This window comes from Paenirhizobium daejeonense (assembly GCF_014280875.1).
In the GTDB taxonomy this organism is placed as follows: Bacteria; Pseudomonadota; Alphaproteobacteria; order Rhizobiales; family Rhizobiaceae; genus Allorhizobium; species Allorhizobium daejeonense.
In genome coordinates, this window is the sequence record NZ_JACLAL010000004.1 from 486,509 (window position 1) to 509,591 (window position 23,083).

The window sequence follows — 23,083 nt, forward strand, 5'->3', positions numbered from 1 at the left end:
AGGGACTCCCGCAAGGGGCGTTTCCGTCGGGCATGACGCCATCCCGTCGTACCGGTTTCGGTCCGGTATGAGAAGCATTGACACAATTCCGGGGTAAGCCTTCGCTGAAAGCGATGCCGTCTGCCGCATCCTCAGATGTCGCCAACACGTGTATGCGCGCAATCGATGACAGACCCCGCAATGACAGGACCGCTCCCGTGAGATCGGTCCAGGAACGGGGATGGCAGTGGGGCAGGTTTCGCCGTCAGATCGGCCGGGAAACGCACAGGCAGGCAGCCTGCGCGACCGGTTGCGTTTTGCCGGCCTGGACGACGGCTTCTGCGATCTTCTCCGCCAGCATCGCCATGTACTGGAACCCAGTCTCAAGCTGGGGCTTCGCGATCTTTTTCAGCGTCTTCAGACCTTTCCTGATGCCGCCCGCAATTTCTCCAGCGAGCGACAGTTCGACCGTCTGCACGACCTGCTTGCCTCCCATTGGGAAGTGCTCACCGACGCGCGTTTCGATGCGCTTTATGCCGAGCGGGTCAAGGTACTGTCCGATACCGAGAGCCGCATGGGCCTCGATCCGCGCTGGCATGTTGCCGGCCATGGCGTTGTGCTGGAGCATCTGCTCGGCGCGGTAATGCAGGATCTGGCGGGCCGCAGCCTTCTTTCCACCGGTCGAAAGAAGAACCGCGAGATTGCCGATCTGGTCGGCGCCATCGTCCGGCTGGTGATGGTCGATGTCGAGATTGCCGTCTCGCTGCGGTTCAACGAGCTGCGCGTCAAGCATCACAAGGAACTCGCCGCACAGCGCGAAAAGGACCGCGCCGTCTTTGAGGAAATCTTCACGCCCGTTGTCGATGCCCTTGCCGAACGGGACCTGACGGTTCGCATTCCAGATGGCGTGCCTGAAATCCATGCCGCTCTTGCAGGCCGGATGAATGCGGCACTCGACCAGTTGCAGCAGGCCTTTCTCTCCTCCGAGGAAAAGGCCCGTCTTGCCGAAACCTCGACCTCGGCATTCACGGCTGCGGCGGAAGATTTTGCCGGCCGCGCCGGAAACCAGTCCGAGGGGCTGAAGGATGCGGCCGATATCCTCGATAAACTGACGGCCGGGGTGCGCGAGAGCGCGGGAAAAACAAGGGCCGCGGAACAAAGTGTTGCAGCAACCCGCCAGTCGGTCGAGGCGAGCGGCAATGTCGTGGGGCAGGCGATTTCCGCCATGTCGGACATCGAGGCATCCGCAGAACAGATCGGCCATATCATCGGCGCCATCGACGAGATCGCTTTCCAGACAAATCTTCTGGCGCTCAATGCGGGGATCGAGGCAGCGCGCGCTGGCGATAGCGGTCGAGGCTTTGCCGTGGTCGCGCAGGAAGTGCGGGCGCTCGCCCAGCGATCGGCGGATGCCGCCCGGGAAATCAAGACCCTTGTCGCCACCACCAAGGCGCAGGTCGAGGCAGGCGTCGACATGGTCGCCCGCACCCAGGAAGCGATCGGTGGCATCGTCACACAAGTCGGCGGTATCAATGATGCGGTCGCCGATATCGCGCGGGAGAGCGCCACCCAGGCGGCAGGGCTGGAAGCCGTTGCCGGTACGGTCGCAAACCTCGGTACGGAAGCAGCGGAAAACGCCGCACGCGCCCGTCAGTCGCACGAGGGCACCGACCGACTGCACACCGTCATCCTCGAACTCGGTCGCACCATCCGAGAATTTCATATCGAACGGCAGGGCAGGCCGCCGAAGGCGGCTCGCCCGGCGTTTGAGATTGCCGGCGCAGCAGCACCTGCGATCCATCCGGCAGAACAGCCGCAGCCGCTTTCAGTGGCTCACGACGATTTCGCATTCGATGACGATTTCGACTTCCATGTCGGGATCGCAGGGCTCGGAGGTTGAGGGGATTGTTTACCACCTTCGGGTACACAAGGAATATCGGGCGGGCCATGCGACCTGAGGATCGGCGGAGGTACGGACCGCCGTGCAGCAGGCAGCGTTATGATGTCCAGGGGCTCGTAAGACAAGGAAAGAACTGATGGCAAGCAAGAAAGGCGAACAGAAGAGTCTGAAACTGTCCGCAGTGCTGGACCTGAATGAGGCTTCGAACCTTCGGGAAAACCTCATGTCCCTGCGCGGCAGCGGACTGGCGGTCGACGCTTCGGGCGTCGAGCGTGTCGGCGCCCAGTGTGTGCAGATCCTCATGGCTGGTGCGAACGCATGGGAAACGGACAAGAAGCCCTTCTCTTTCGTGAAGGTCTCAGATGCCTTCACCAAGACACTTCAACTGATTGGCGTGAACATTGATCATCTGCTCGCTAAGGAGAGCCGGTAATGAAGAAAAAAGTACTCACAGTGGATGACTCCAGAACCATCCGTAACATGCTGCTGGTAACCCTCAACAATGCAGGCTTCGAAACCATTCAGGCCGAAGACGGCGTGGAAGGCCTCGAGGTTCTCGAGGAAGCCAACCCCGACGTCATCGTGACGGATATCAACATGCCGCGCCTCGATGGCTTTGGTTTCATCGAAGGTGTTCGCCGTAACGAAAAGTATCGCGCTGTTCCGATCCTGGTTCTCACCACGGAAAGCGATGCGGAGAAGAAGAACCGCGCTCGCCAGGCTGGCGCGACCGGCTGGATCGTCAAGCCTTTCGATCCGACCAAACTGATCGATGCCATCGAGCGTGTAACCGCCTAAGCCGGGATTTTCTCCTATGGATATGAACGAAATCAAAGAGATCTTTTTTCAGGAATGCGAAGAACAGCTCGCTGAACTGGAATCCGGTCTTCTGAAAATGAATGACGGTGATCGTGACCCGGAAACAGTCAACGCTGTGTTTCGCGCCGTTCACTCGATCAAGGGCGGCGCGGGTGCCTTCGGTCTGGATGACCTCGTGGCATTTGCGCATGTCTTTGAAACGACTCTTGATTGCGTTCGTTCCAACAAGCTGGAGCCCGGCCCGGAAGTTATGAAGGTCATGCTCAAGTCGGCCGACGTGTTGGCCGACTTGGTCAGCGCGTCCCGCGACGGGGGCGGCGTCGATGCTGCCCGCTCCAACGGATTGGTCAAGGAACTGGAAGCCCTTGCAAACGGCGAAGTGCCGGTTGCATCCGCTCCGGTGGCGGCAGCCCCGAAGCCTGCTGCCAAGGCTCCCGCAAAGGCAGCGGCGCCGGCTGCTCCCACCGACGATAGCGGCTTCCAACCGATCCCCTTCACCTTCGACGGTTTCGGCGAAGACGAAGAGCCGACGATCGAGGCCTCTACCTTCGACGTGACCTTCAAGCCGCGTCGCGAGCTTTATGCCAAGGGCAATGAAGCCGCCCTGCTGTTGCGCGATCTCTCGCGGATCGGCGAGATGAGCATCCACTGCAACATGGAAGACCTGCCGTCACTCGACGACATGGATCCGGAAGCGGCTTATTTCACCTGGAAGATCCAGATCAAGACGGAGAAGGGCGAAGAAGGCATCCGCCAGGTCTTCGAATTCGCCGAATGGGATTGCGACCTCGAGGTCAAGTTGCACGAGACCGACACGGGCGCTGCCGCCGGTGAGGAACCGCCGATGGTTCCGGTTCCCTTCGATCTCTCCATCCTCGATGATGCCGACGAGGCGCATGAGGATACCGAGGAGCATCACGTCGATGCGACTGTTTCCGCAGCCGTCGCGGCAGCAGAAACCGCCAGCAACGTGATGAAGCTTGCGACCGACAGCGCTAAGGTCGAGAAGAAGGAAACCCCAGCGGCTGCCGCAGCCGCTGCCGCCGCTGCGCAGGGCAATGCCGCCGCAGGCCAGACCATCCGCGTCGATCTCGATCGCGTCGACCGTCTGATCAACCTCGTCGGCGAGCTCGTCATCAACCAGGCGATGCTTTCCCAGAGCGTTATCGAGAACGACAACAACGGCGCCTCGTCCATCAACATGGGCCTCGAAGAGCTGCAGCAGCTCACCCGCGAGATCCAGGACTCGGTCATGGCGATCCGCGCGCAGCCGGTAAAGCCGGTATTCCAGCGAATGTCGCGTATCGTTCGCGAAGTCGCGGACATGGTCGGCAAGACGATCCGTCTCGTCACCGAGGGTGAAAACACCGAAGTGGACAAGACGGTCATCGACAAGCTTGCCGAACCGTTGACCCACATGATCCGCAATGCCGTCGACCACGGTATCGAAACGCCCGAAAAGCGCGTGGCCGCCGGGAAGAATCCGGAAGGTACGGTCAAGCTGACCGCCAAGCATCGCTCCGGCCGTATCGTCATCGAACTGGTCGATGACGGCGCCGGCATCAATCGCGAACGCGTCCGACAGAAGGCGATCGATAACGACCTGATCGCCGCCGATGCGAACCTGACAGATGAGGAAATCGACAACCTGATCTTCATGCCGGGCTTCTCCACGGCAGACAAGATTTCCGACATCTCCGGCCGAGGTGTGGGCATGGACGTCGTGAAGCGCTCGATCCAGGCACTCGGCGGTCGTATCTCGATCAGCTCCAGGCCGGGACAGGGCTCGACCTTCACCATGAGCCTGCCGCTGACGCTTGCCGTTCTCGACGGCATGGTCGTGACCGTTGCCGGGCAGACGCTGGTCGTTCCGTTGACCGCAATTGTCGAAACACTGCAGCCGGAAGCGCAGAACATTCACTCCTTTGGCGCAAACCAGCGGCTGATCTCCATCCGCAATTCGTTCTGCCCGCTGGTCGATGTCGGACGGATCCTGAACTTCCGTGCGACCCAGGCCAATCCGATCGAAGGTGTTGCTTTGCTGGTCGAATCCGAAGGCGGCGGTCAGCGCGCGCTCATGGTGGATGCCATTCAGGGACAGCGTCAGGTGGTCATCAAGAGCCTCGAGGCCAATTATACCCACGTCCCCGGCATCGCGGCTGCAACGATCTTGGGCGATGGACGCGTCGCGCTTATCCTCGATGTCGATGCGGTGGTCGCGGCTTCGCGTGGCCAGTCGCTGAAACAGGAAATGTCGTTGGCGGTCTAAGGACGATAAAAAGGTTAGTATCAGTATCAGGGTAGTGTCATGTCGTATGCGGCAAAAAGCTTGGTTGAGGGGAATCGGGAGCTTATCGCCTTCCGGATCGGAGATCAGGAATTCTGCGTGAACATCATGTCGGTTCGCGAAATTCGTGGCTGGACGCCTGTGACCCCGCTACCCCATACTCCGTCCTACATGATGGGCGTCATCAACCTTCGTGGTGCCGTCCTGCCGATTATCGATCTCTCGAGCCGACTTGGCATGAAGCCCGCAGAGCCGACGGCCCGCCATGTGATCATCGTTGCCCAGGTGCATTCAAAGGTGGTCGGACTTCTGGTCGATGCCGTCTCCGATATCCTGACCGTCACCGACGACCAGATCCAGCCGACGCCGGAAGTCTCTTCCGACCTCGAAAAGCAATATGCCCGTGGCATCCTGTCAATCGACAAGCGCATGATCTGCCTGGTCGAACTCGGTGCCCTCATCGTTGAAACTGAAAGCGAGGCCGCATGACGGTTGCCATCGGTTCTGCCTCCCGTCTCTCGGATGACGAGGTACTCGCCAGCGGCGAATACCCGTTGACCAGGCGAGATCTGAACGAGATTGCCGCGATGATCTATTCGGATGCCGGGATATCGCTTAACGATTCCAAGGCGTCACTTGTCTATTCGCGTTTGTCGAAGCATATCCGCAATCTCGGCCTTTCGGGGTTCCGGGCCTACTGCAATCTAGTGGCGTCGCCGGAAGGTGCCGCCGAGCGTCGTGAGATGCTGTCGCATCTGACGACGAATTTCACGCGTTTCTTCCGCGAAAACCATCACTTCGATCATCTGCGAACGGATGTCCTGCCCGAACTGATTAATCGCGCCAAGGCTGGCGGTAGGGTCCGCATCTGGTCGGCGGCCTGTTCCGACGGGCAGGAGCCCTACTCGATCGCGCTGACGGTACTGTCACTGCTACCCAATGCGGCGGATTACGATTTCAAGATTCTTGCGACTGACATCGATCCCAAGATACTGGCGCTCGCCAAGGCTGGTTCCTATGATGAAACTGCTCTGGAAACGGTGAGCCCGGCCATGCGCAAGCAGTGGTTCCGTGAGGTCGACATCAACGGCCGTCGCAAGTTCCAGATTGATGACCGGGTCAAGCGCCTGATTACGTTCAACGAACTGAACCTAATGTCGCAATGGCCGTTCAAGGGTCAGTTCGATGTGATCTTCTGCCGTAACGTGGTGATCTATTTCGACGAGCCCACCCAGATGCGTATCTGGACCCGCTTCGCCGGCCTGCTGCCGGAAGGCGGACACCTCTATATCGGTCATTCCGAGCGGGTATCCGGAGAGGCGAAGAACAACTTCGATAATATTGGCATCACAACCTATCGCTACACAGGCAAGGCTGGAGGGCGAAAATAATGGGCAATCCGGCAAGGGTCCTCGTAGTCGATGATAGCCCGACCATGCGTGGTCTGATTACCGCCGTCCTGAATTCCGATCCGGAAGTCAATGTCGTGGGTCAGGCGGGTGACGCCATGGAGGCGCGTGCTGCCATCAAGCAGCTCAATCCTGATGTCGTTACGCTCGATATCGAGATGCCGAACATGAACGGCCTCGAATTCCTCGACAAGATCATGAAGCTCCGGCCTATGCCGGTCATCATGGTCTCGACGATGACGCATCGCGGTGCCGAGGCGACGCTAGCTGCGCTTGAGATCGGCGCTTTCGATTGTGTCGGCAAGCCCGGCCCAGGCGAACCCCGCCCTTTCGGCGATCTCGCTGACAAGGTGAAGGCTGCGGCTCGTTCCGGCCTTCATCGTGCTCACGGCGGCGCGGCTGCCGCGCCGGCTGCCGCAAGCCCCGCAACCGATTTCCGCGTGGGACGCAAAATCGTGGCGATCGGCTCTTCGACCGGCGGTGTCGAGGCGCTTATCACCGTGCTTCAGAAGTTTCCGCGCAATTGCCCGCCGACGGTCATCACCCAGCACATGCCGCCGACATTTACGAAAAGTTTTGCTGAACGCCTTAATCGTCTCTGCGCGCCCGTAGTGGAGGAGGCGACGGATGGGGCAAGACTGGAAATCGGAAAGATCTATCTGGCGCCGGGCGGCGACCGCCATCTGCAGGTGGTCAACGCCTCGGCCCCGAGTTGCCGGCTGCTCGAACGTCCGCCGGTCAATGGACATCGCCCGTCTGTCGACGTGCTCTTTGATTCGGTTGCCGAGCTGGCGGGCCGAAATGCGGTCGGGGTCATCCTGACCGGGATGGGGCGCGACGGCGCTTCCGGTCTGCTGAAGATGCGCCACGCCGGTGCGCGCACGCTCGGCCAGAACGAGAAGACCTGCGTGGTCTACGGGATGCCCCGCGTCGCCCATGAGTTGGGTGCCGTCGAACAGCAATTGCCCCTTGGTTCCATTGGGGAGGAAATCCTCAAACTAACTGCCGCTCGAAAAGAAGGTATCGAATAATGTCTCTAGCCGAAAAGATAAAAGTGCTGATCGTTGACGATCAGGTGACCAGTCGTCTGCTGCTCAGCGATGCACTCACCCAGCTTGGTTTCAAGCAGATCACCGCAGCCGGCGATGGCGAGCAGGGCATGAAGATCATGGAGCAACAGCCCCATCATCTCGTCATCTCCGACTTCAACATGCCGAAGATGGATGGTCTGAACTTCCTCCAGGCTGTTCGCACGAACCCGACCACCAAGAAGGCAGCCTTTATCATTCTGACCGCGCAGGGCGACCGCGCTCTCGTTCAGAAGGCTGCGCAGCTCGGTGCAAACAACGTGCTCGCCAAGCCGTTCACCATCGAGAAGATGAAAGCCGCGATCGAAGCGGTGTTCGGAGCGTTGAAATGATCGACGATAGTGCAGGCAAGCGCGTGCATATTATTCAGGGCGAATACAAGGTCATCAATGACCCCAATGTCGTCCTGACGACCATTCTTGGGTCGTGCGTCGCTGCCTGCATGCGCGATCCCGTGGCCGGCGTGGGAGGAATGAATCATTTCCTGCTGCCGGGCTCGGCCACCCCGGGAGCCGGGGGCGGAGACGCTACACGATATGGCGTCCATCTCATGGAACTCTTGATCAATGGTCTTTTGAAGCAGGGCGCGCGACGTGACCGGCTCGAAGCCAAGATCTTCGGCGGGGCCAAAACCATCGCCACATTCTCCAACGTTGGCGAACAGAACGCTGCATTCGCGATGCAGTTTCTGAGAGATGAAGGAATAAAGGTGGTCGGCTCGTCGACGGGCGGAGAGCACGGTCGCAAACTGGAATACTGGCCGGTCAGCGGTCGCGCACGGCAGTATCCCCTCACGGGTGCAGAAACGCAGAAGACGGTGGCTCTCGAGCAGCGACCCATTCCCGCTTCGAAGCCGGTGGAAAGCTCAATCGAATTTTTCTAAGTACTGGAAACCGGATGCTAAACGAAGACAAAGCGGATATCGCGACCGAAGAAGCCTTGCCCGAGATCCTGATGAGGGTCGTTTCGGAACTCCACGACGTCGCCTATCTGATCGAGCGCATAGAGCCCCAGTTGCTGGAGCTCGGCGGGGAGAAGGTTCTCGAATCGCCCAATAGTCTCAAGGTACTGCAGGGCATCGACCTCGTGGTCCAGAAGACGCGGGGGCTTGCGGAATTCATCGACACCATTACCGGCTCCATCCCGGCCGACTGGATGGTCGATATGAGCACCGCATTGAGCCTGGTCAAACTTGCCGACATGCAGAAGGCGCTCGGTGCCGGAATGCGCCACGGTCATTCCCAGCCGCTCAGCAAGGCTGCGGGGGATTTCGACTTCTTCTAATTCCGTTTTGATTCGATCGTCCCGCTGATGCGGGGCGGTCGCCGAAGACAGTGCTTGCGTTTCTTCAAGCAACGAAACGTTCGCACAAGTTTCGGTTTCTATGGTCGCACCAAGGCAAAAGCCCGCAAACCCTTCTTGTTGATGGTGCGAGACAGAATGAATCTGTTAAATCAATTACTTCAGATGTTTAAGAATCTGGCGTCGCTGGGGCAAACCAGGCTTCTGGCAATAGCTGGCGTCGCCATCGTTTCCGTCGCGCTCATCATTTCGGCAGCAATTTTCGTCAATAAACCTGCCTACGAGACCCTTTATGTCGGGTTGGAGCCAACGGATCTCAATCAGGTCAGTATTGCACTCGCTGAATCTGGCATCGATTTCGAGACCGGCACGGATGGCAAAAGCGTAAGGGTTCCGGCCGGCATGACCAGCAGGGCTCGTTTGCTGCTCGCCGAACGCGGCCTGCCGAACAGCGCCAATGCCGGCTACGAACTGTTTGACAACGTTGGTTCGCTCGGCCTGACCTCCTTCATGCAGGAAGTGACCCGGGTTCGCGCTCTTGAAGGCGAAATCGCCAGGACCATCCAACAGATCAACGGTATTGCCGCGGCTCGCGTTCACATCGTTTTGCCGGATGTCGGCAATTTCCGCCGCGGTGAACAGAAACCGACGGCTTCCGTCATGATTCGAGCGGGTAGTGAAACCGGACGGAAGGCTGCTTCTTCCATTCGTCACATGGTTGCGTCTGCGGTCCCCGGCCTCGATGTCGAGGACGTTACCATTCTGGATTCCACCGGCCAGCTTCTCGCCTCCGGCGATGAAAGCGGCGGACCGGCCAATCGTTCGCTCGGTGTCGTGCAGTCCGTACAGCAGGAAATCGAATCCAACATCGACAAGGCCCTTGCCCCCTTCCTGGGCATGGACAACTTCCGCTCCAGCGTTACCGCTCAGCTCAATACCGATACCCAGCAGATCCAGGAAACTGTCTATGATCCGGAATCGCGCGTCGAGCGTTCGGTTCGGGTCACGAAGGAAGCCCAGAAATCGCAGTCGCGTGCACAGGATTCCGCTGCGACCGTCGAGCAGAACGTTCCCCAGAGTGCACCCCAGGGCGGCGCAGGCGGTCCGGAATCGTCCGACGAAGCGAACAAGAAGGAAGAGCAGACCAACTACGAGATCAACAGCAAGACCATCGCGACCGTAAAGAACAGCTACACGGTCGAGAAACTCTCCGTTGCCGTCGTGGTCAACAAGGGGCGTATCGCCAAGATGGTCGGCGAACCCGTGGACCAGGCCAAGATTGACGCCTATCTTGCCGAGATGCAGAAGATCGTTTCCTCTGCCGCGGGCCTCAATAACGACCGTGGGGACGTCGTGACGCTGACGGCGATGGACTTCCTCGAAAACCAGTTGCTCGAAGAGGCCGCTGCCGGCCCGGGCGTCATGGATATGTTGAGCCGAAATCTCGGGGGCATCATCAACTCGCTCGCCTTCGTTGCAGTCGCCTTCCTGATCGTCTGGATGGGCATCCGTCCGATGGTTCGCACGGCAAACGGCGGGGCTGCTATCGCAGGCGGCTCGGAGCAGGCAGCCGGGCTCGAGCTGCCCGACTTCTCCCCCGCTTTGGGCGGCACAGGCGGTGCTCTCATGGATGGCTTTGGTTCGGATTTCGGTTTCGATTCCACCGACGATCTGCTTACCATGGAAGAAGATCCGAATGGCGGCTTCAACCGTCGCGTCAAGGAAGGTCCGGAGCGGCGCCTCTCGCGCATGGTGGAGATCAGCGAAGAACGCGCCGCCAAGATCCTTCGCAAGTGGGCCGTGGACAAGGCCGCTTAACATCAAAGATGAGTTCAATCGAAAAAAACGCGCCGGTCTCTCCGGCGCGTTTTTCATTGGGGTCTTCTTCGGGCGGTTCTATCGTGGTGTCTCGCGCCGTGCACGGCCTGCATGAGGCAGCCATTCGGGAAGTTGGGGACACCCCCATTCCGGGGTGTGATCTTTGGCTCTTTATCTTTTAAATTGGCTATGATTCGTTAACATGTGTGGGCGGTGCCATCTGGCTGTCTAGGCTGGAACCGGAATTTCCGTCTGGCTTTCCCATCATGGAAACGTCCTTGCGAGGGGCCAATAAAATGGACTTGGAGCAATCCAAATCGGATGCCGGGAGCAGGGCGCGGTCGCGTCCGGCGACCGCGGATCCACAGCTGTCCATTTCACGCGAGGCCTTGTTGCTGGATCTCGCGGCTGCTGCGCAATCCGGGCATTTGAGCGCCGGCTTGCGCATCCTTACCCGTTACGTCGGCGCCAGTCATTTTCTTCTCGCCCGTTACGACCTTGTCCAGGAAAACGGGCTGGATTTTGTGGTGTCCTCCAATTGGCCGTTCGATCTTGTGCGCAGGCTCGAAAGCGAGATCGCCGCCACCTATTCCCGCACCACCGAGCTTGAAAAATGTCTCTCGGTGCTGCAGCCGAAGTTCGGCCTTTTGCCTGATGACGCGGATGTGCCTGATGAAACGAGCCGCCAGTATTGTTCCCTGACCCTCAGCGTCGGCCGAACCCGGTTTTCGCTCATGCTGCTTTTCGACGAGGATATCGTTCTCTCGCCGGAGCGTCTACGGGAGGTTGGTCTTCTTACCGGCTATTGCGTCAGTCTCACGAATAGTGGCGGCCATAAGGTGGATCGGGATTTCGATCTGACGGAACGCGAACTGGAATGTCTGTTCTGGATCGCAGAAGGCAAGACCTCGGACGAGATAGCCACCATTCTCGGTATTTCACGCAACACGATCAACAACTACATCACCAGCGTCATGCGCAAGACGGCCACCAAGACAAGATCGGAGGCCATCGCTTATGCGGTGAGAAACAATCTCGTATGAAGGGAAAAGAGGGGATGGGTTATACGCCAGGGGCGGTGGAAAGCGTGCGGAGCGACCAACTCGCTCCGGGCTCCCGTCATGCGATCTCCCGCTCCGATATCTTTCCGAAACTCGTGTCCCTCCAGCGGTCGCTTCATGCCAAGGGCTTTACGGTTCTCAAGCTCGTGGGTGGCAGTGTTCCTTCCAAACGGCGTCTGGAGCGGGAATATGAAAGTTGGGGCGCCGCCCTTCCGGCAGGAAGCGATAGCTTGATCGCTGCTTACGGTGAGGCCCTGCTGGCCCATCTGGAAACCTCGCTCCTGCCCCTGACCTGGAGTGCCGAGGATCCCGCAAGTTTTGCCGAAGCTTCGGATTTTACAGCCTTCGTCCGCCAGTTGAAACCACGCATCCTGCCATATTCCGGCATCGCCTTTCCGGTAAGGCTCGGTGCCGTTGGCAACGGCCTTGTCGTCTTTGCGACTACGGGTGGGGTGGACATTCCGGGAGAAGTCATCATCGAGGCTCACGGTCGTTGTGGCCGGATCATGATGGACATACTTTCGATCGAGGAGCGGCGTGCCATGCCGGCCGAAGCGCTGAGCGACCGGGAGATTGCCTGTCTACAGCTGGCGGGCGATGGCCGTATCAGCGAAGAAATCGCTGAACGGCTCGGTCTCTCGGTCCATACGGTCAACGCCTACCTCGGATCGGCGACGATCAAACTTGATTCCGTCAACCGCATCCAGGCGATCGCAAAAGCCATTCGGCTGGGGTACATCACCTGATAAACAATATTCGTGGCGTTATCAGCGTGAGCGTCGCTTCGCCCGCGCTGCATAGACGCGGTGAACCAGTTCCGCGACAGCCTTGTAGAATGCCGACGGAATGACGTTGTCTACCGCCACCTGAGCGAACATTGCGCGCGCAAGCGGCGGATCTTCGAAGATCGGGATGTTGTTCTGCTGCGCTATCTCGCGGATCTTCAAGGCAACCAGGTCCTGCCCCTTGGCCACGACCACTGGCGCGTCGCTTTCTTCGCGTACATAGCGCAATGCGACTGCATAGTGCGTCGGGTTGGTGATCACGAGGGTCGCACGCGGCACGTTGTTGATCATACGCCGACGGGCGCGGTCACGCGCGATGGAGCGCTGGCGAGCCTTGACGATAGGGTCGCCCTGAGACTGCTTGAGTTCGTCCTTGACGTCCTGCTTGCTCATGCGCAGCTGTGTGTACCAATGGTGCCGTGTCCAGAAAAAGTCGACAATTGCGAGCACTGCGGTGGCAAACAGGATGACCAGCATGATCCGTTTCAAGGTCGCCATGATCTTCACGAAGATCACTTGCGGGTCGGAGAACATCGCATCGAGCGCGCCGAAATAGTCCCTTCGCAACACGAAGACCATTACGACCGAGACGATGATGATCTTGAACAGCGATTTGCCGAATTCGATGAGGCCGCTGACGCTGAACAGCCGCTGCCAGCCCTTGGCGATCGAGATGCGATTGGCCTGGGGCCTGATGCGCTCCAGAACCAGCTGCGGCATGTTCTGAGCCACGTTCGAACCGATGCCGAACAGCAAAAACAGCACTGCGGCCGGCAGGAAAAGGGCGCTCATCTCCCATCCGAGATGGGTGAAGAGGGACACAACGTCCGTGGAGGTCGCGATATGCCACTGGTCGGGTTGTTCGAAGAGATCGCGGAGGCTTTCTCCCAGCCGCGCGACGCCGGCGGGCACGAAAAAGACGAGATAGATATAGAAGGCGAGGGAGGAGGCGAAGATCGGGACTTCCCTCGATGAAGGCGTATTACCCTTCTCGATCGTGTCCCTTAGTTTTTTCTCTGTCGGGTCTTCTGTTTTACTGTCTTTATCCTGGTCGTCGGCCACGTCCGGTTCCTTGCTCGCCAGGGGTCTCTTGCGTCAGCGATCCGGGTGACGGTCGCGCCGGGTAGAAAACTAGACGCCCGCCGATTGAAAGCCAATCGGCGGGCGCAGGCAGTCTGGCGTTTTCAACAGTCGTGCGTGCCTCAGGCGGCCTGTGTGGTGTCGCCTTCCGCTTCCTTGAGCTGGATCTGTCCCGAATTGGCGAGGCGTATGGCTTCCTGCGCCACTGCGCGGCGCGCGATGGCGACTTCGCGGGGGTTGATCCCGACCGTGCCGGATTGAAGGTCCGATTCGATCATGCGACGCGAGCGCGGGCTGATCGAGGAGAGTACGCATTCGCGGATCTCCATGGTGGCGCCGCGCAGCGCCATCGTGAGGATGTCGCCGGAGATGTCGTTGAGCAGCATGACGCGGCTGCGCTGCGGCATTGCCAGCAGGTCTTCGAAAAGGAAGATCTTCGGACGAACCTTGTTGACGGATTCCCGGCTGATCGATTCCAGCGAATTGAGCAGGGTATCGACTTCCGGCTTCTCCAGCTCGTTCATCAGTTCGGCGACCTTTGTCGAACCCACGGAATTCCGTTCGGCATCGATCTCGGCGATCAGATCGTGAACCCGGTTTTCGATGATTTGCGCAGCCTTCGGGCTGACGTTCTTCAGGTTCACCGTACGGTTCATGATATCGGCACGCCGACTTTCCGGCAGCTTCAGGAGAACCTTGGCACCGAAGGACGACGGCAGCATGGATAGGATATAGGCGACGGTCTGGGGATGCTCGCGCATCAGGAACTTCGCGATGAAGTCCGGATCGGCATCCTGCAGCCGGTCCCAGATGGATGCTTCGTAAGCCTGGAAGGCGGTGCGACGGCCGAGCAGGCCATCAACCTCTTCCGGCGTCAGGCCTTCCTCGAGAATGCTCTCGATGGCCTTCGCATTGTCCATGAGACCCGCACCTTCGGTGAACAGGTCTTCGAATTCATTGACGAGTTCGGCGAGTTCATCCGGCGGGATGGTCCGAAGTGTCTGGGCCGATGCAATGATTGTCTGCAGCTCGGCCTGGGTGAAATACTTCAGAAGCTTTCCGGCGACGCCTTTTCCCATGGCGAGCAGCACAGCCGCGGCCTTGTCTGCCTGGGATAGCGGCTTGCCCGTCAATGGGCCGCCGAAATCGTCAAAGTCCATCATGGTCTTTCCTCTCTGGCCCCGGGAGCGGGTCAGGATATCTTGGTGCTCATCACTTCGATCAGTTTGACGCCGAAACGGGTGTCATCGTTTTCCAGAACCGTGATCTCGCCGCGGGCGATGCGGCGGCCATTGACCATGATTTCGACCGGTTCGCCGATCTTCTTGTCCAGGGCAATGATGGCGCCTTCCTCAAGGCTCATCAAGCCGGAAACTTGCATGCGGCTGGAGCCGAGCACGATCTGGACGTCGATCGGGATATCCATGATCAGATCGATATTGGCCGTCAGCGCGCTGCCGGGTTCCTGCGTCGTGGTGGACGAGCCACCGAAATCATTGCCGCCGAAGCTCGAACCACCGAAATCGGAGTTCGCGCCACCGATGGCGCCGCCGCCGAAATCGTTGTCGAAACCCGAAAGCGGATCGGCCTTGGCCGAGTCCATGGAAAAATCGGAGCCGAGATCGGATCCGAAGTCACTGCCGATATCCGGCAAGGTACCTTCCGCGTCGCTCTTCAGTACGCCGCGCAGATCATCGACCGCCTGGTCGAAATCGGCGTCCGGCGTCGGCATCGCGAACGCGTCATCTTCGGTCAAAGGTGTCTTCTTCGTAGCCATGGATTCATTATTCCCGTTGAAACTTGCCTCAACCTGCCTTTCGTCAAGGCTTGTATGAAATGACTGGGGGATCGACCCTAACCCATCAAATGTCTTAGAATTTCATCTTCACTGCTGATGTTGTCCTTGACCCGAACGGTGTATCTCTCGCCGGCGCGACCGAATTCGCACCTGTACATTTCCTTGCCGTTGGCGCTGACATCGACCGTTACGTCGCCCGTCTCCTGGAAGGGGATGACATCGCCGGCGGCGAGCCGGGATATGGTGTTGAGCGTGAGGGTCTGCAGGCGGATACGTGCCTCGAGCGTCACCTGCGAACGACGCACCTGCTCGGCGATCTGGTCGGCCCATTCCTTGCGGTTACGCGACATCTGGCTCTTGGACTTCGGCACGGTCACGACCGTCTTCAAAAGCGCTTTTTGCGGGATCACCAGGTAGAATTCGGAGGAGACCGGACCAAGCTCGATGCCCATCCTGACGAGGGCAACGAATTGGTCGACATGATCGTCCTCCGGTTTGGGGCGATCTTCCGCGTTATGCGGCTTTTCGATGAGGGGTTCGAAGCCGCCGGGCGCATTGACGCCGGAACGCAGCACATTCGCAATCTTGTCGAACACCATTGACGAGAGATCGAGCTCGATCAGCGAAAGGGGACGATGCACCGGCTCCTCTATCGTCTCGGGAAGCGCGCCCAGTAGATTTTCCATCAGGGTGATGATGAAGGAGTTGTTGCAGGCCAGTACGAAACCCGGAGACCAGTTGCGCAGCGAAGCGTCAGCCAGCACGACATTGTCGCCAAGGTCGGCGATGACGTCGTTCATGAGACCCGATTCGTGACCTTTGTAGTGAACCTGCATATCGAGGCCGGTTTCACTGTGGAAGATATCCGGCAAGAATTCTGAATAGAGCTGCCCGAAGTCAGAGCACAGCTTCTCGACCGTTTTTTTGTCGCCGAGTGCGCCGGTGAGCCTGGAGAGCAGCGCGTGATCCATTGCCGGGACTGCCTTGGTCTTTGCTTCCGCCATCGTCAAGCTGCCTTGTTCTCACCACCGGGGTTCATCATTTCCTGCTCGACCGCGTCGATCGATGGACGTTCATAAGAGGAAATCGTCTTGCGGCCGTATTCAAGAGCAACCTGCGGAACGGAACCGTTCATGTAGGCGAGCAGGGTCTGCTTGACGATGATGTAGAGGCGATGCTGCTTGGTTCGAACAATCTTGATCTGCGCCGAGATCGGGTTGCAGATCGAGTAGGACAGGATAATGCCGAGCATGGTGCCGACGAGAGCCGCGCCGATGAGGCCGCCCAGAACTTCCGGCGATTCGTTGATCTTGCCCATCGCCTTGATAACGCCGAGAACCGCCGCGACGATACCGATTGCCGGGAAGCTGTCGCCCATGGCAACGATCGAGTGATAGGGCTTCATCTTGTCGTGCAGGACGGTGTCGATTTCCTCGTCCATCAGTGCTTCGATTTCGTGGGAACGAGCGTTGCCGATGATGATGAGGCGCACATAGTCGCAGACGAACGCGGTCAGTTCCTTGTTCTTCAGAACCGATGGTGCGGCCTGGAAGATCGAGGATTCCTCGGGATTGTCGATATGGGCTTCGATCTCGTTGCGGGACTTTGTTCTCAGGTCGCGCATCAGGGAATAGAGAACGCCGAGCACATCAAGGTAATCACGCTCCTTGGGAACGGAGTATTTGAATGCTTCACCGATCGCCTTGCCGGAATCTTTGACCACCTTCATCGGGTTGGCCATGATGAAACCACCAAGGCCGGCGCCGCCGATAATCATCAGTTCGAAAGGCTGCACGAGAACGTTGACATGCCCGCCCATGGCCATGAACCCGCCAAGGATGCAGCCGAAGGTAATAACAAGTCCTATGATAATATTCATTTCGTGCCCGCATCTGAACGTTGCTTTTCAGTAGAACCGATAAGCGGCTTTCCTTGCGTGAGGCTGTACCTCGCTGGTTTCTTCCGTCCTGCCGTAAACTTCTTGTTCCGCAGGGCTTCCGAGCCTCGCCAGAGAGGATGCCCAAACCCTGATTGGAAGAGCTTGTGAAAGGTCTGAAACGCCAAAAGGCAGGGGAAAACCGCCTGCCTCTGGTGATTCGAAAGACGCTTGCCGAGCTTGCCGTCTCTATTCGCTGTAGACCGCCCCGGTTGATGTTACGATTTCCCATTTTCCGTCATGCTGTCGGAAAGCGGCGAGACGGGAATTGTCCGGAAGGATGGAGCCGACCTGGACGATGAATATGCCCGTCTTGTCTTCTATGAGCGCCCGGCCATTGGCCACATGCAACAGCCTCAGGTCGCTTCCGCCGGGGAATGGCTGGGCCTCGCCGCCATCTCCGTTCATTTGCCCTTCGGGACCGAGACTGGAAACGGTCGCGGTCGTTACCGGGTCGACATTCATCTCGGCAGGCATGTCGGACCTGTTCTCCGCGTTCAGTTGTTCCCCTGGGCCACGGTCGATCCCGACGCCGCCGTTTCCACGGCCTTGCGGCAGGTCACGAAGCGATTCCCACCCGGCGACGCTGACCCCGAATTTGTCCTGATTGAAAAAGACGTACCACGGGAATGTCGCGGCTGCCGCGGCTACAGCCATGATTCCGCCGGTCAGCCAGCGGTCGAATGCGGTGGTTCGGTTTTCCTCCGCAACCGGTTCGTGGGACTTCTGATTCTTGTTCCTGCGGATCATTTTCATCACGCGCCTCGCTTTGCGTTGGCAGCGGCCTGGTTGCCACCGGAGAGCGAGGCCCTCAATGCGTTGGCCAATTCCGTATAGGCGTCGATCACCATGCGGTCGCCGGGTGATTGCTTGATGACGTCGTAGACGACGGGCACCTGCTTGACTGCCATGTCGAGATCGGGGTCCGTTCCGGGCCGGTAGCCGCCGATCAGTCGCAGGTCTTTCGTCTCTTCATAGTTGTGAATGAGCGACTTCAGACGCGAAACCAGTTTTTCCTGGTCTGGCGTCCATGCCTTGCGGGCCAAACGGGAGATCGAAGACAGCGGGTTGATTGGCGGATAGCGACCCTCGTCTGCAAGTGCGCGGTCGAGCACGATATGCCCGTCGAGAATACCGCGTGTCGAGTCGGCGATCGGGTCATTGTGGTTGTCGCCATCGACAAGGATCGAAATGATTGCGGTGATAGTGCCGGAGCCCTCGAGACCGGGACCGGCGCGCTCGAGTAGCCGTGGCATTTCCGTGAAGACGGATGCCGGATAACCGCGGGCGACAGGTGGTTCACCGGCCGCGATTGCCACTTCGCGGATGGCATGGGCAAAGCGCGTCACGCTGTCGGCGATAAACAGTACGTTGTCGCCCTGGTCGCGGAAATGTTCGGCAATCGTCATGCCAACCAAGGGGGCCATCTTGCGCAGCATCGGGCTTTCGTCGCTGGTCGTCACCACCACCACTGACTTGGCCATGTTGTCGCCGAGCGTATCCTCGATGAATTCGCGAACCTCGCGACCGCGTTCGCCGACGAGCGTGATCACCACCTTGTCGAAGGCGTCGGCTTTGGCGAGCATGGAAAGCAGCGTGGACTTGCCGACGCCGGAACCCGCAAAAATGCCGAGACGTTGGCCGTAGCAAAGCGGCGCGAAGATATCGATCGCCTTGACGCCGGTGCGGAATGGCTTGTCGACCCGGCTGCGTGTCATGGATGGAGGCGGAAGGCTGGTGATGGACCTTTCGACAGTTCCATGAGTAAGTGAACCCTTACCGTCAATCGGACGGCAAAGCGAACTGATGGTCCTGCCACACCAGCTGGCATCCGGCGCAAGGCGAAATTCGCCTTGCCGGAGAACCATGTCGTCGACGCCGATCGGTTCGCCGGGTTCGATAGGGCAGACATAGACGAGATCGGGTTCGACCCGCACGACCTCTCCCATGTGGACGCCGGTCGCGCTCTGGTGCGCGACGAATTCCCCCAGCCGGACATGCTGTGAGAGCCCGCTGACGGTGTAGTGGCCGGCTGCGATCGTGCGCACGCGTCCACCTCGGAACAGGTTGGTTCCTGGGGCGCTGTAATTTTGCACGATTTCCGCCAGCCCCTCCAGTCGCGGCATGCTCGCGGTCTGTGCGCCGGATTGCTCCATCGTCGCTACCTTTGATGATTACTGGCTGCCACCAAGGGTCTTGATGGCCGATGTGAAGGTATTTTCGCTGCTCTGAAGAAGCGACGAGATGCCTTCGAATGCGCGGTTGACCTGGATGAGCTGGGTCATTTCCGACACCGCGTTGACGTTGGAGCCTTCGACAAAGCCCTGCATGACACCGATATCGGTCGAATCGGTTACCGGCTGCGGTGTGTCGGTTGCGATGACACCGCTGTTTTCGTAACGCAGGAAGCCCTTGGTCAGGTCGGCGGTGAATACGCCGATCGAGCCGACGACCCTGTCGTCCTGAGTGATGCGGCCATCGGCGCCCACGGCCGGCGTACCACCATTCGCGTTGAGCTGGATAGGAGCGCCGCCGGCATCGAGGACCGGATAGCCCTGTGTGGACACCAGGTCACCGTTCTGCGTCATGGAAAAGCGGCCGTCGCGGGTCAGCACCTGTCCGGCCGGCGTGTCGATGGCGAACCAGCCGTCGCCCTTCACCGCAAAGTCGAGCGGGTTGCCTGTCTGCTGGACTTCGCCGGCACGCGTCGAGAGGTAGTCGTTGCCCTGATTGACGAATGCGATTTTGGCATTGATGTCATTGCCGGTCTTGCTCAGGACCTCGTCGAACTTGACTTCGGTAGCGCGAAAGCCGGCCGTGTTCATGTTCGCGATGTTGTCAGCGATCGTCGTCAGGCGGCGTTCAAGAGCGATTTGCGAGGAAATGCCAACGTAAATGCCCGACTGCATATATCTCTCCTGGTAACCCGTGCCTGTGTTCCACCCGTTCGGGAACAGCTTTTGCAATATAAGGGTGGAAGCTAGAAGGCGTTGCTTGTGCGAACCTGTAGATTGCCCGCATCACGGCGTGCCCGGGTGGATTTCGCCACAATGCCAATTGGGTATTCGGCACCTTATTCATCTGTAGAAGCCGAGCCTTGCCGGTCGATGTGGTCGCGGCCCTAGCCAGTTGCCGGCCGCCGAAATAGGCTCGTTTGAGGTGGCTCCGACGTTTCTTTCTTTATGAGAGCGTGTCTCGTCTTCCGTCAAACGGGGCGAGGGCGGTTCAATTTCCAAAGAGGTTTTCCGTAAGTCCCGCGCAAGATTGTCGCTCTACTCATGGCATGAGAGAAATACGGAGAATAGCGATGGAGCCTATTCAGTTGTTCGACTTGGCGTCGCGGCAGGCGCAATGGCTGTCTGTCAGACAGGAAGTGGTTGCCACGAACATCGCCAATGCCAATACGCCAAAGTTCCGCGCAAAGGACGTCACGCCCTTTGACAGCGAACTCAAGTCCGCCAGCGCCGGTATGGCGATGGCACGCACCCAGCCGGGCCATATGGAGGCCAGCATCATTGGTAACGGCAAGGTCGAAATCGATGAGCCGGACGTAAATAACGAGATCGGCACCCAGGAATCCGGCAATACGGTCGCCCTTTCGACCGAAGTCGCCAAGATGGGCGAAGTCAAGCGTCAGTTCGAGCTGAACACCCAGCTCATTCGCGCCATGCAAAACATGATGTTGACTGCGGTAGGTAAGTAAGATGGATCCTTTGTCAGCCTCCCTGAAGATCGCAGGAAGCGGTCTTGAAGCCCAGTCTACACGACTGCGCATTGTATCGGAAAACATTGCGAACTCCCGCACAACGGGTGACACGCCGGGTGCCGACGCCTATCGGCGCAAGATCATTACCTTTGATTCCGAGCTGGACCGTGCAACCGGAACTACGCTGGTGCATGTGAAGAAGCTCGGCGTCGATCGTTCGGATTTCGTAGAGGAATACGATCCGGATCATCCAGCCGCCGACGAAAAAGGAATGGTGAAACTTCCTAACGTCAACATGCTGATCGAGATGGCCGACCTGCGCGAAGCGAACCGCAGCTACGAGGCCAATCTGCAGACCATTCGTCAAACGCGAGATCTCATCTCGGCAACGATCGACCTATTGAAAGGCTAACGATGATTGATTCCGTTTCCAGTATCAATTCGCTGACGAAGGGCGCCGGTACGCTCGGCGTGCAGTCGAGCGAAAGCAACATTCTGTCCCAGGCCGGTACGGTCGTCTCGGCGGCAGCCAGTGCCGCGCTCGGCCCCACCTTTGCCAGCGTGCTCGGCGGCGCCGTCAACGATGCCATCAATGCGGTCAAGGGGGGTGAAGCTGCTTCCTTCGCTGGCATCAAGGGCACTGCGGATACGCGCGAAGTCGTCGATGCCGTCATGGAGGCCGACCGTACGCTGAAGACGGCGGTCGCCCTGCGCGACAAGGTGGTCTCGGCCTACCTCGATATCACCAAGATGCAGATCTAGACGGCTGAGGAATCGCGACCATGAGAGCACTTGCCATTGCTGCGACGGGTATGGATGCCCAGCAGACCAATCTCGAAGTCATCGCAAACAACATTGCGAACATCAACACAACGAGCTTCAAGCGCGGCCGCGCCGAGTTCACCGACTTGCTCTACCAGACCGAGCGCGCCCAGGGCGTGGCCAACCGGGCAAACCAGTCCGTGGTGCCGGAAGGCGCCAACATCGGTCTCGGCGTGCAGACCTCGGCTGTCCGCAAGCTTCACACGCAGGGTGAAATCTCCTCGACAGGCAACGACCTCGATGTCGCGATTGTCGGCAAGGGTTTCTTCATGGTGGAAGGCGGCGACGGTTCGACGCTCTACACCCGCGCCGGCGCGTTCAATAAGGATGCGAACGGCCGTCTCGTGACCATCGACGGTTACGGCGTCATGCCGAACATCACCATTCCGGATGATGCCACGGAAATCACCATCAGTCAGGATGGTATCGTTTCGGTTCGCGTCGGCACGGAAGAAAACCTGACGGAACTCGGTCAGCTTCAGCTTTCCAACTTCGTCAACGAAGCGGGCCTGAAACCGCTCGGCGATAACCTGTTCCAGCAGACGGAAGCCTCTGGCGAAGCCGTTGTCGGTGTCGCTCAGGATACCGGCTTCGGCTACGTCAAGCAGGGTTATCTCGAAAGCTCGAACGTCGATGCCGTCAAGGAGATCACCGATTTGATTTCCGCTCAGCGTGCTTACGAAATGAACTCAAAGGTCATCACGACCGCCGACGAAATGGCGACCATCGTCAGCCAGAATCTGAAGTAGTCCTAACGAGGCAGGGCAAGCATGAGGTTTTCCCGGAACTATGCAGTGAATTTGGCGCGCAGCGGGGCGGTTTCCGTCCTGCTGTTCTCCGCTGGCATGGTGCCACAAACGGCGCTTGCCGCGACCCGCTATGCCGTTGTGCCGACAGCGACAATCTTCCCCGGCGAAATTATCGGCGCTGGCCGCGTGACGGAAGTCGAGGTGACCAACCCCAACCTCGCTGGCGGTTACGCGACCGACGTTTCCGACGTCATCGGCAAGGTTTCCAAACGTACTCTCGTTCCGGGACGCACCATTCCGGTGGGCAGCCTTCGCGAGCCCTTCGCCGTGCAGCGCGGTTCGACCATGCGCATGACCGTCAACACCGGAGGCATGACGATTTCAGCCGCCGGAACCCCTCTTCAGGATGCCATGGTGGGCGACGTCGTACGAATGCGCAATCTGGATACCGGAGTAATCGTAAGCGGCACTGTAATGGCTGATGGAACAGTCGAGGTTATGCAGAAATGACCATTCGCTCCCTTTCCGTGGCATTTGCCGCGCT

At 59.0% G+C, this 23,083-nt stretch carries 26 protein-coding genes; 18 read left to right on the plus strand and 8 right to left on the minus strand.

Annotation, left to right across the window (positions count from 1 at the left end; translation table 11 throughout):
- Positions 1 to 220: 220 nt before the first annotated feature.
- The 13 genes from H4I99_RS12200 to visR all read left to right on the plus strand — a co-directional run bounded on the left by H4I99_RS12200 (position 221) and on the right by visR (position 12,409).
- Complete coding sequence (locus H4I99_RS12200; RefSeq protein ID WP_163903345.1) at positions 221 to 1,879, plus strand: globin-coupled sensor protein; 1,659 nt, start codon at positions 221 to 223, stop codon at positions 1,877 to 1,879.
- Between the two features lie 136 nt (positions 1,880 to 2,015).
- Entirely contained in the window at positions 2,016 to 2,312 is a 297-nt protein-coding gene (locus H4I99_RS12205; protein ID WP_163903346.1) for an STAS domain-containing protein, read from the plus strand.
- Complete coding sequence (cheY1, locus tag H4I99_RS12210; RefSeq protein WP_099056616.1) at positions 2,312 to 2,677, plus strand: chemotaxis response regulator CheY1; 366 nt, start codon at positions 2,312 to 2,314, stop codon at positions 2,675 to 2,677. The genes H4I99_RS12205 and cheY1 overlap by 1 nt, the downstream gene beginning before the upstream one ends.
- A 16-nt stretch (positions 2,678 to 2,693) precedes the next feature.
- Positions 2,694 to 4,967: a chemotaxis protein CheA gene (locus H4I99_RS12215; RefSeq protein ID WP_163903348.1), complete on the plus strand. Its 2,274-nt coding sequence runs from the start codon at positions 2,694 to 2,696 to the stop codon at positions 4,965 to 4,967.
- Positions 4,968 to 5,006: 39 nt separating this feature from the next.
- The gene (locus H4I99_RS12220) at positions 5,007 to 5,474 is read left to right on the plus strand and encodes a chemotaxis protein CheW (protein ID WP_163903350.1); all 468 of its coding nucleotides are present in this window, start codon (positions 5,007 to 5,009) and stop codon (positions 5,472 to 5,474) included.
- A complete protein-coding gene (gene cheR, locus H4I99_RS12225; protein ID WP_163903352.1) occupies positions 5,471 to 6,376 on the plus strand; it encodes a protein-glutamate O-methyltransferase CheR in 906 nt (301 codons plus the stop codon). The genes H4I99_RS12220 and cheR overlap by 4 nt, the downstream gene beginning before the upstream one ends.
- Positions 6,376 to 7,425, plus strand: a complete 1,050-nt coding sequence (cheB, locus tag H4I99_RS12230; RefSeq protein ID WP_163903354.1) for a protein-glutamate O-methylesterase CheB — start codon at positions 6,376 to 6,378, stop codon at positions 7,423 to 7,425. The genes cheR and cheB overlap by 1 nt, the downstream gene beginning before the upstream one ends.
- On the plus strand, positions 7,425 to 7,814 hold the full coding sequence (locus H4I99_RS12235) for a response regulator (protein WP_099056621.1): 390 nt from the start codon (positions 7,425 to 7,427) through the stop codon (positions 7,812 to 7,814). The genes cheB and H4I99_RS12235 overlap by 1 nt, the downstream gene beginning before the upstream one ends.
- On the plus strand, positions 7,811 to 8,365 hold the full coding sequence (cheD, locus tag H4I99_RS12240) for a chemoreceptor glutamine deamidase CheD (RefSeq protein ID WP_163903356.1): 555 nt from the start codon (positions 7,811 to 7,813) through the stop codon (positions 8,363 to 8,365). Before H4I99_RS12235 ends, cheD begins: the two co-directional genes overlap by 4 nt.
- A gap of 14 nt (positions 8,366 to 8,379) precedes the next feature.
- Positions 8,380 to 8,766, plus strand: coding sequence for a chemotaxis protein CheT (gene cheT, locus H4I99_RS12245; protein ID WP_163903358.1), 387 nt, complete (start codon positions 8,380 to 8,382; stop codon positions 8,764 to 8,766).
- Positions 8,767 to 8,922: 156 nt separating this feature from the next.
- The gene (fliF, locus tag H4I99_RS12250) at positions 8,923 to 10,602 is read left to right on the plus strand and encodes a flagellar basal-body MS-ring/collar protein FliF (RefSeq protein ID WP_163903360.1); all 1,680 of its coding nucleotides are present in this window, start codon (positions 8,923 to 8,925) and stop codon (positions 10,600 to 10,602) included.
- Between the two features lie 296 nt (positions 10,603 to 10,898).
- Positions 10,899 to 11,645: a transcriptional regulator VisN gene (gene visN, locus H4I99_RS12255; RefSeq protein WP_163903362.1), complete on the plus strand. Its 747-nt coding sequence runs from the start codon at positions 10,899 to 10,901 to the stop codon at positions 11,643 to 11,645.
- A gap of 14 nt (positions 11,646 to 11,659) precedes the next feature.
- Entirely contained in the window at positions 11,660 to 12,409 is a 750-nt protein-coding gene (gene visR, locus H4I99_RS12260; RefSeq protein WP_163903364.1) for a transcriptional regulator VisR, read from the plus strand.
- A gap of 21 nt (positions 12,410 to 12,430) precedes the next feature.
- On the opposite strand, the gene flhB is transcribed toward visR, so the two are convergent.
- From flhB to flgF, 8 genes are all read right to left on the minus strand, one after another.
- A complete protein-coding gene (gene flhB / locus H4I99_RS12265) occupies positions 12,431 to 13,510 on the minus strand; it encodes a flagellar biosynthesis protein FlhB (RefSeq protein WP_163903366.1) in 1,080 nt (359 codons plus the stop codon).
- 140 nt (positions 13,511 to 13,650) lie between these two features.
- A complete protein-coding gene (gene fliG / locus H4I99_RS12270; RefSeq protein WP_163903368.1) occupies positions 13,651 to 14,691 on the minus strand; it encodes a flagellar motor switch protein FliG in 1,041 nt (346 codons plus the stop codon).
- 29 nt (positions 14,692 to 14,720) lie between these two features.
- Positions 14,721 to 15,305, minus strand: a complete 585-nt coding sequence (gene fliN, locus H4I99_RS12275; RefSeq protein ID WP_163903369.1) for a flagellar motor switch protein FliN — start codon at positions 15,303 to 15,305, stop codon at positions 14,721 to 14,723.
- A gap of 77 nt (positions 15,306 to 15,382) precedes the next feature.
- A complete protein-coding gene (locus H4I99_RS12280) occupies positions 15,383 to 16,336 on the minus strand; it encodes a FliM/FliN family flagellar motor switch protein (protein WP_163903370.1) in 954 nt (317 codons plus the stop codon).
- Positions 16,333 to 17,205 (minus strand): flagellar motor stator protein MotA, encoded by an 873-nt coding sequence (motA, locus tag H4I99_RS12285; RefSeq protein WP_163903371.1) that lies wholly within the window; start codon positions 17,203 to 17,205, stop codon positions 16,333 to 16,335. The genes H4I99_RS12280 and motA overlap by 4 nt, the downstream gene beginning before the upstream one ends.
- A 246-nt stretch (positions 17,206 to 17,451) precedes the next feature.
- Positions 17,452 to 18,012 (minus strand): flagellar protein, encoded by a 561-nt coding sequence (locus H4I99_RS12290; protein WP_163903372.1) that lies wholly within the window; start codon positions 18,010 to 18,012, stop codon positions 17,452 to 17,454.
- A 5-nt stretch (positions 18,013 to 18,017) separates the two neighbouring features.
- Positions 18,018 to 19,418 carry a flagellar protein export ATPase FliI gene (gene fliI, locus H4I99_RS12295; protein ID WP_163903373.1) on the minus strand — a complete coding sequence of 467 codons (1,401 nt, stop codon included), beginning with the start codon at positions 19,416 to 19,418 and terminating at the stop codon, positions 18,018 to 18,020.
- Between the two features lie 18 nt (positions 19,419 to 19,436).
- Positions 19,437 to 20,171, minus strand: a complete 735-nt coding sequence (flgF, locus tag H4I99_RS12300; protein WP_163903374.1) for a flagellar basal-body rod protein FlgF — start codon at positions 20,169 to 20,171, stop codon at positions 19,437 to 19,439.
- A 398-nt stretch (positions 20,172 to 20,569) separates the two neighbouring features.
- Between flgF and flgB the strand changes: the two genes are divergently transcribed.
- The 5 genes from flgB to flgA are packed head-to-tail and all read left to right on the plus strand — an operon-like array spanning position 20,570 to position 23,049.
- Entirely contained in the window at positions 20,570 to 20,965 is a 396-nt protein-coding gene (flgB, locus tag H4I99_RS12305; RefSeq protein ID WP_163903375.1) for a flagellar basal body rod protein FlgB, read from the plus strand.
- A 1-nt stretch (position 20,966) separates the two neighbouring features.
- On the plus strand, positions 20,967 to 21,380 hold the full coding sequence (gene flgC / locus H4I99_RS12310) for a flagellar basal body rod protein FlgC (protein WP_163903377.1): 414 nt from the start codon (positions 20,967 to 20,969) through the stop codon (positions 21,378 to 21,380).
- A gap of 2 nt (positions 21,381 to 21,382) precedes the next feature.
- Complete coding sequence (fliE, locus tag H4I99_RS12315; RefSeq protein ID WP_163903379.1) at positions 21,383 to 21,730, plus strand: flagellar hook-basal body complex protein FliE; 348 nt, start codon at positions 21,383 to 21,385, stop codon at positions 21,728 to 21,730.
- 20 nt (positions 21,731 to 21,750) lie between these two features.
- Positions 21,751 to 22,539 carry a flagellar basal-body rod protein FlgG gene (flgG, locus tag H4I99_RS12320; RefSeq protein ID WP_163903382.1) on the plus strand — a complete coding sequence of 263 codons (789 nt, stop codon included), beginning with the start codon at positions 21,751 to 21,753 and terminating at the stop codon, positions 22,537 to 22,539.
- 21 nt (positions 22,540 to 22,560) lie between these two features.
- Complete coding sequence (flgA, locus tag H4I99_RS12325; RefSeq protein WP_163903384.1) at positions 22,561 to 23,049, plus strand: flagellar basal body P-ring formation chaperone FlgA; 489 nt, start codon at positions 22,561 to 22,563, stop codon at positions 23,047 to 23,049.
- The last annotated feature ends 34 nt before the right edge of the window (positions 23,050 to 23,083 follow it).

What these genes read in the sequence shown, in the direction of transcription:
- fliG (WP_163903368.1), bottom strand. Translation starts at nt 14,691, where the DNA reads ATGATGGACTTTGACGATTTCGGCGGCCCATTGACGGGCAAGCCGCTA.
- flgA (WP_163903384.1), top strand. Translation starts at nt 22,561, where the DNA reads ATGAGGTTTTCCCGGAACTATGCAGTGAATTTGGCGCGCAGCGGGGCG.
- flgC (WP_163903377.1), top strand. Translation starts at nt 20,967, where the DNA reads ATGGATCCTTTGTCAGCCTCCCTGAAGATCGCAGGAAGCGGTCTTGAA.
- flgB (WP_163903375.1), top strand. Translation starts at nt 20,570, where the DNA reads ATGGAGCCTATTCAGTTGTTCGACTTGGCGTCGCGGCAGGCGCAATGG.
- fliI (WP_163903373.1), bottom strand. Translation starts at nt 19,418, where the DNA reads ATGGAGCAATCCGGCGCACAGACCGCGAGCATGCCGCGACTGGAGGGG.
- visN (WP_163903362.1), top strand. Translation starts at nt 10,899, where the DNA reads ATGGACTTGGAGCAATCCAAATCGGATGCCGGGAGCAGGGCGCGGTCG.
- cheT (WP_163903358.1), top strand. Translation starts at nt 8,380, where the DNA reads ATGCTAAACGAAGACAAAGCGGATATCGCGACCGAAGAAGCCTTGCCC.
- cheR (WP_163903352.1), top strand. Translation starts at nt 5,471, where the DNA reads ATGACGGTTGCCATCGGTTCTGCCTCCCGTCTCTCGGATGACGAGGTA.
- H4I99_RS12205 (WP_163903346.1), top strand. Translation starts at nt 2,016, where the DNA reads ATGGCAAGCAAGAAAGGCGAACAGAAGAGTCTGAAACTGTCCGCAGTG.
- visR (WP_163903364.1), top strand. Translation starts at nt 11,660, where the DNA reads ATGGGTTATACGCCAGGGGCGGTGGAAAGCGTGCGGAGCGACCAACTC.
- motA (WP_163903371.1), bottom strand. Translation starts at nt 17,205, where the DNA reads ATGAATATTATCATAGGACTTGTTATTACCTTCGGCTGCATCCTTGGC.
- flgG (WP_163903382.1), top strand. Translation starts at nt 21,751, where the DNA reads ATGAGAGCACTTGCCATTGCTGCGACGGGTATGGATGCCCAGCAGACC.
- cheB (WP_163903354.1), top strand. Translation starts at nt 6,376, where the DNA reads ATGGGCAATCCGGCAAGGGTCCTCGTAGTCGATGATAGCCCGACCATG.
- cheY1 (WP_099056616.1), top strand. Translation starts at nt 2,312, where the DNA reads ATGAAGAAAAAAGTACTCACAGTGGATGACTCCAGAACCATCCGTAAC.
- fliF (WP_163903360.1), top strand. Translation starts at nt 8,923, where the DNA reads ATGAATCTGTTAAATCAATTACTTCAGATGTTTAAGAATCTGGCGTCG.
- H4I99_RS12220 (WP_163903350.1), top strand. Translation starts at nt 5,007, where the DNA reads ATGTCGTATGCGGCAAAAAGCTTGGTTGAGGGGAATCGGGAGCTTATC.
- fliN (WP_163903369.1), bottom strand. Translation starts at nt 15,305, where the DNA reads ATGGCTACGAAGAAGACACCTTTGACCGAAGATGACGCGTTCGCGATG.
- cheD (WP_163903356.1), top strand. Translation starts at nt 7,811, where the DNA reads ATGATCGACGATAGTGCAGGCAAGCGCGTGCATATTATTCAGGGCGAA.
- fliE (WP_163903379.1), top strand. Translation starts at nt 21,383, where the DNA reads ATGATTGATTCCGTTTCCAGTATCAATTCGCTGACGAAGGGCGCCGGT.
- flgF (WP_163903374.1), bottom strand. Translation starts at nt 20,171, where the DNA reads ATGCAGTCGGGCATTTACGTTGGCATTTCCTCGCAAATCGCTCTTGAA.
- H4I99_RS12215 (WP_163903348.1), top strand. Translation starts at nt 2,694, where the DNA reads ATGGATATGAACGAAATCAAAGAGATCTTTTTTCAGGAATGCGAAGAA.
- H4I99_RS12290 (WP_163903372.1), bottom strand. Translation starts at nt 18,012, where the DNA reads ATGATCCGCAGGAACAAGAATCAGAAGTCCCACGAACCGGTTGCGGAG.
- H4I99_RS12235 (WP_099056621.1), top strand. Translation starts at nt 7,425, where the DNA reads ATGTCTCTAGCCGAAAAGATAAAAGTGCTGATCGTTGACGATCAGGTG.
- H4I99_RS12200 (WP_163903345.1), top strand. Translation starts at nt 221, where the DNA reads ATGGCAGTGGGGCAGGTTTCGCCGTCAGATCGGCCGGGAAACGCACAG.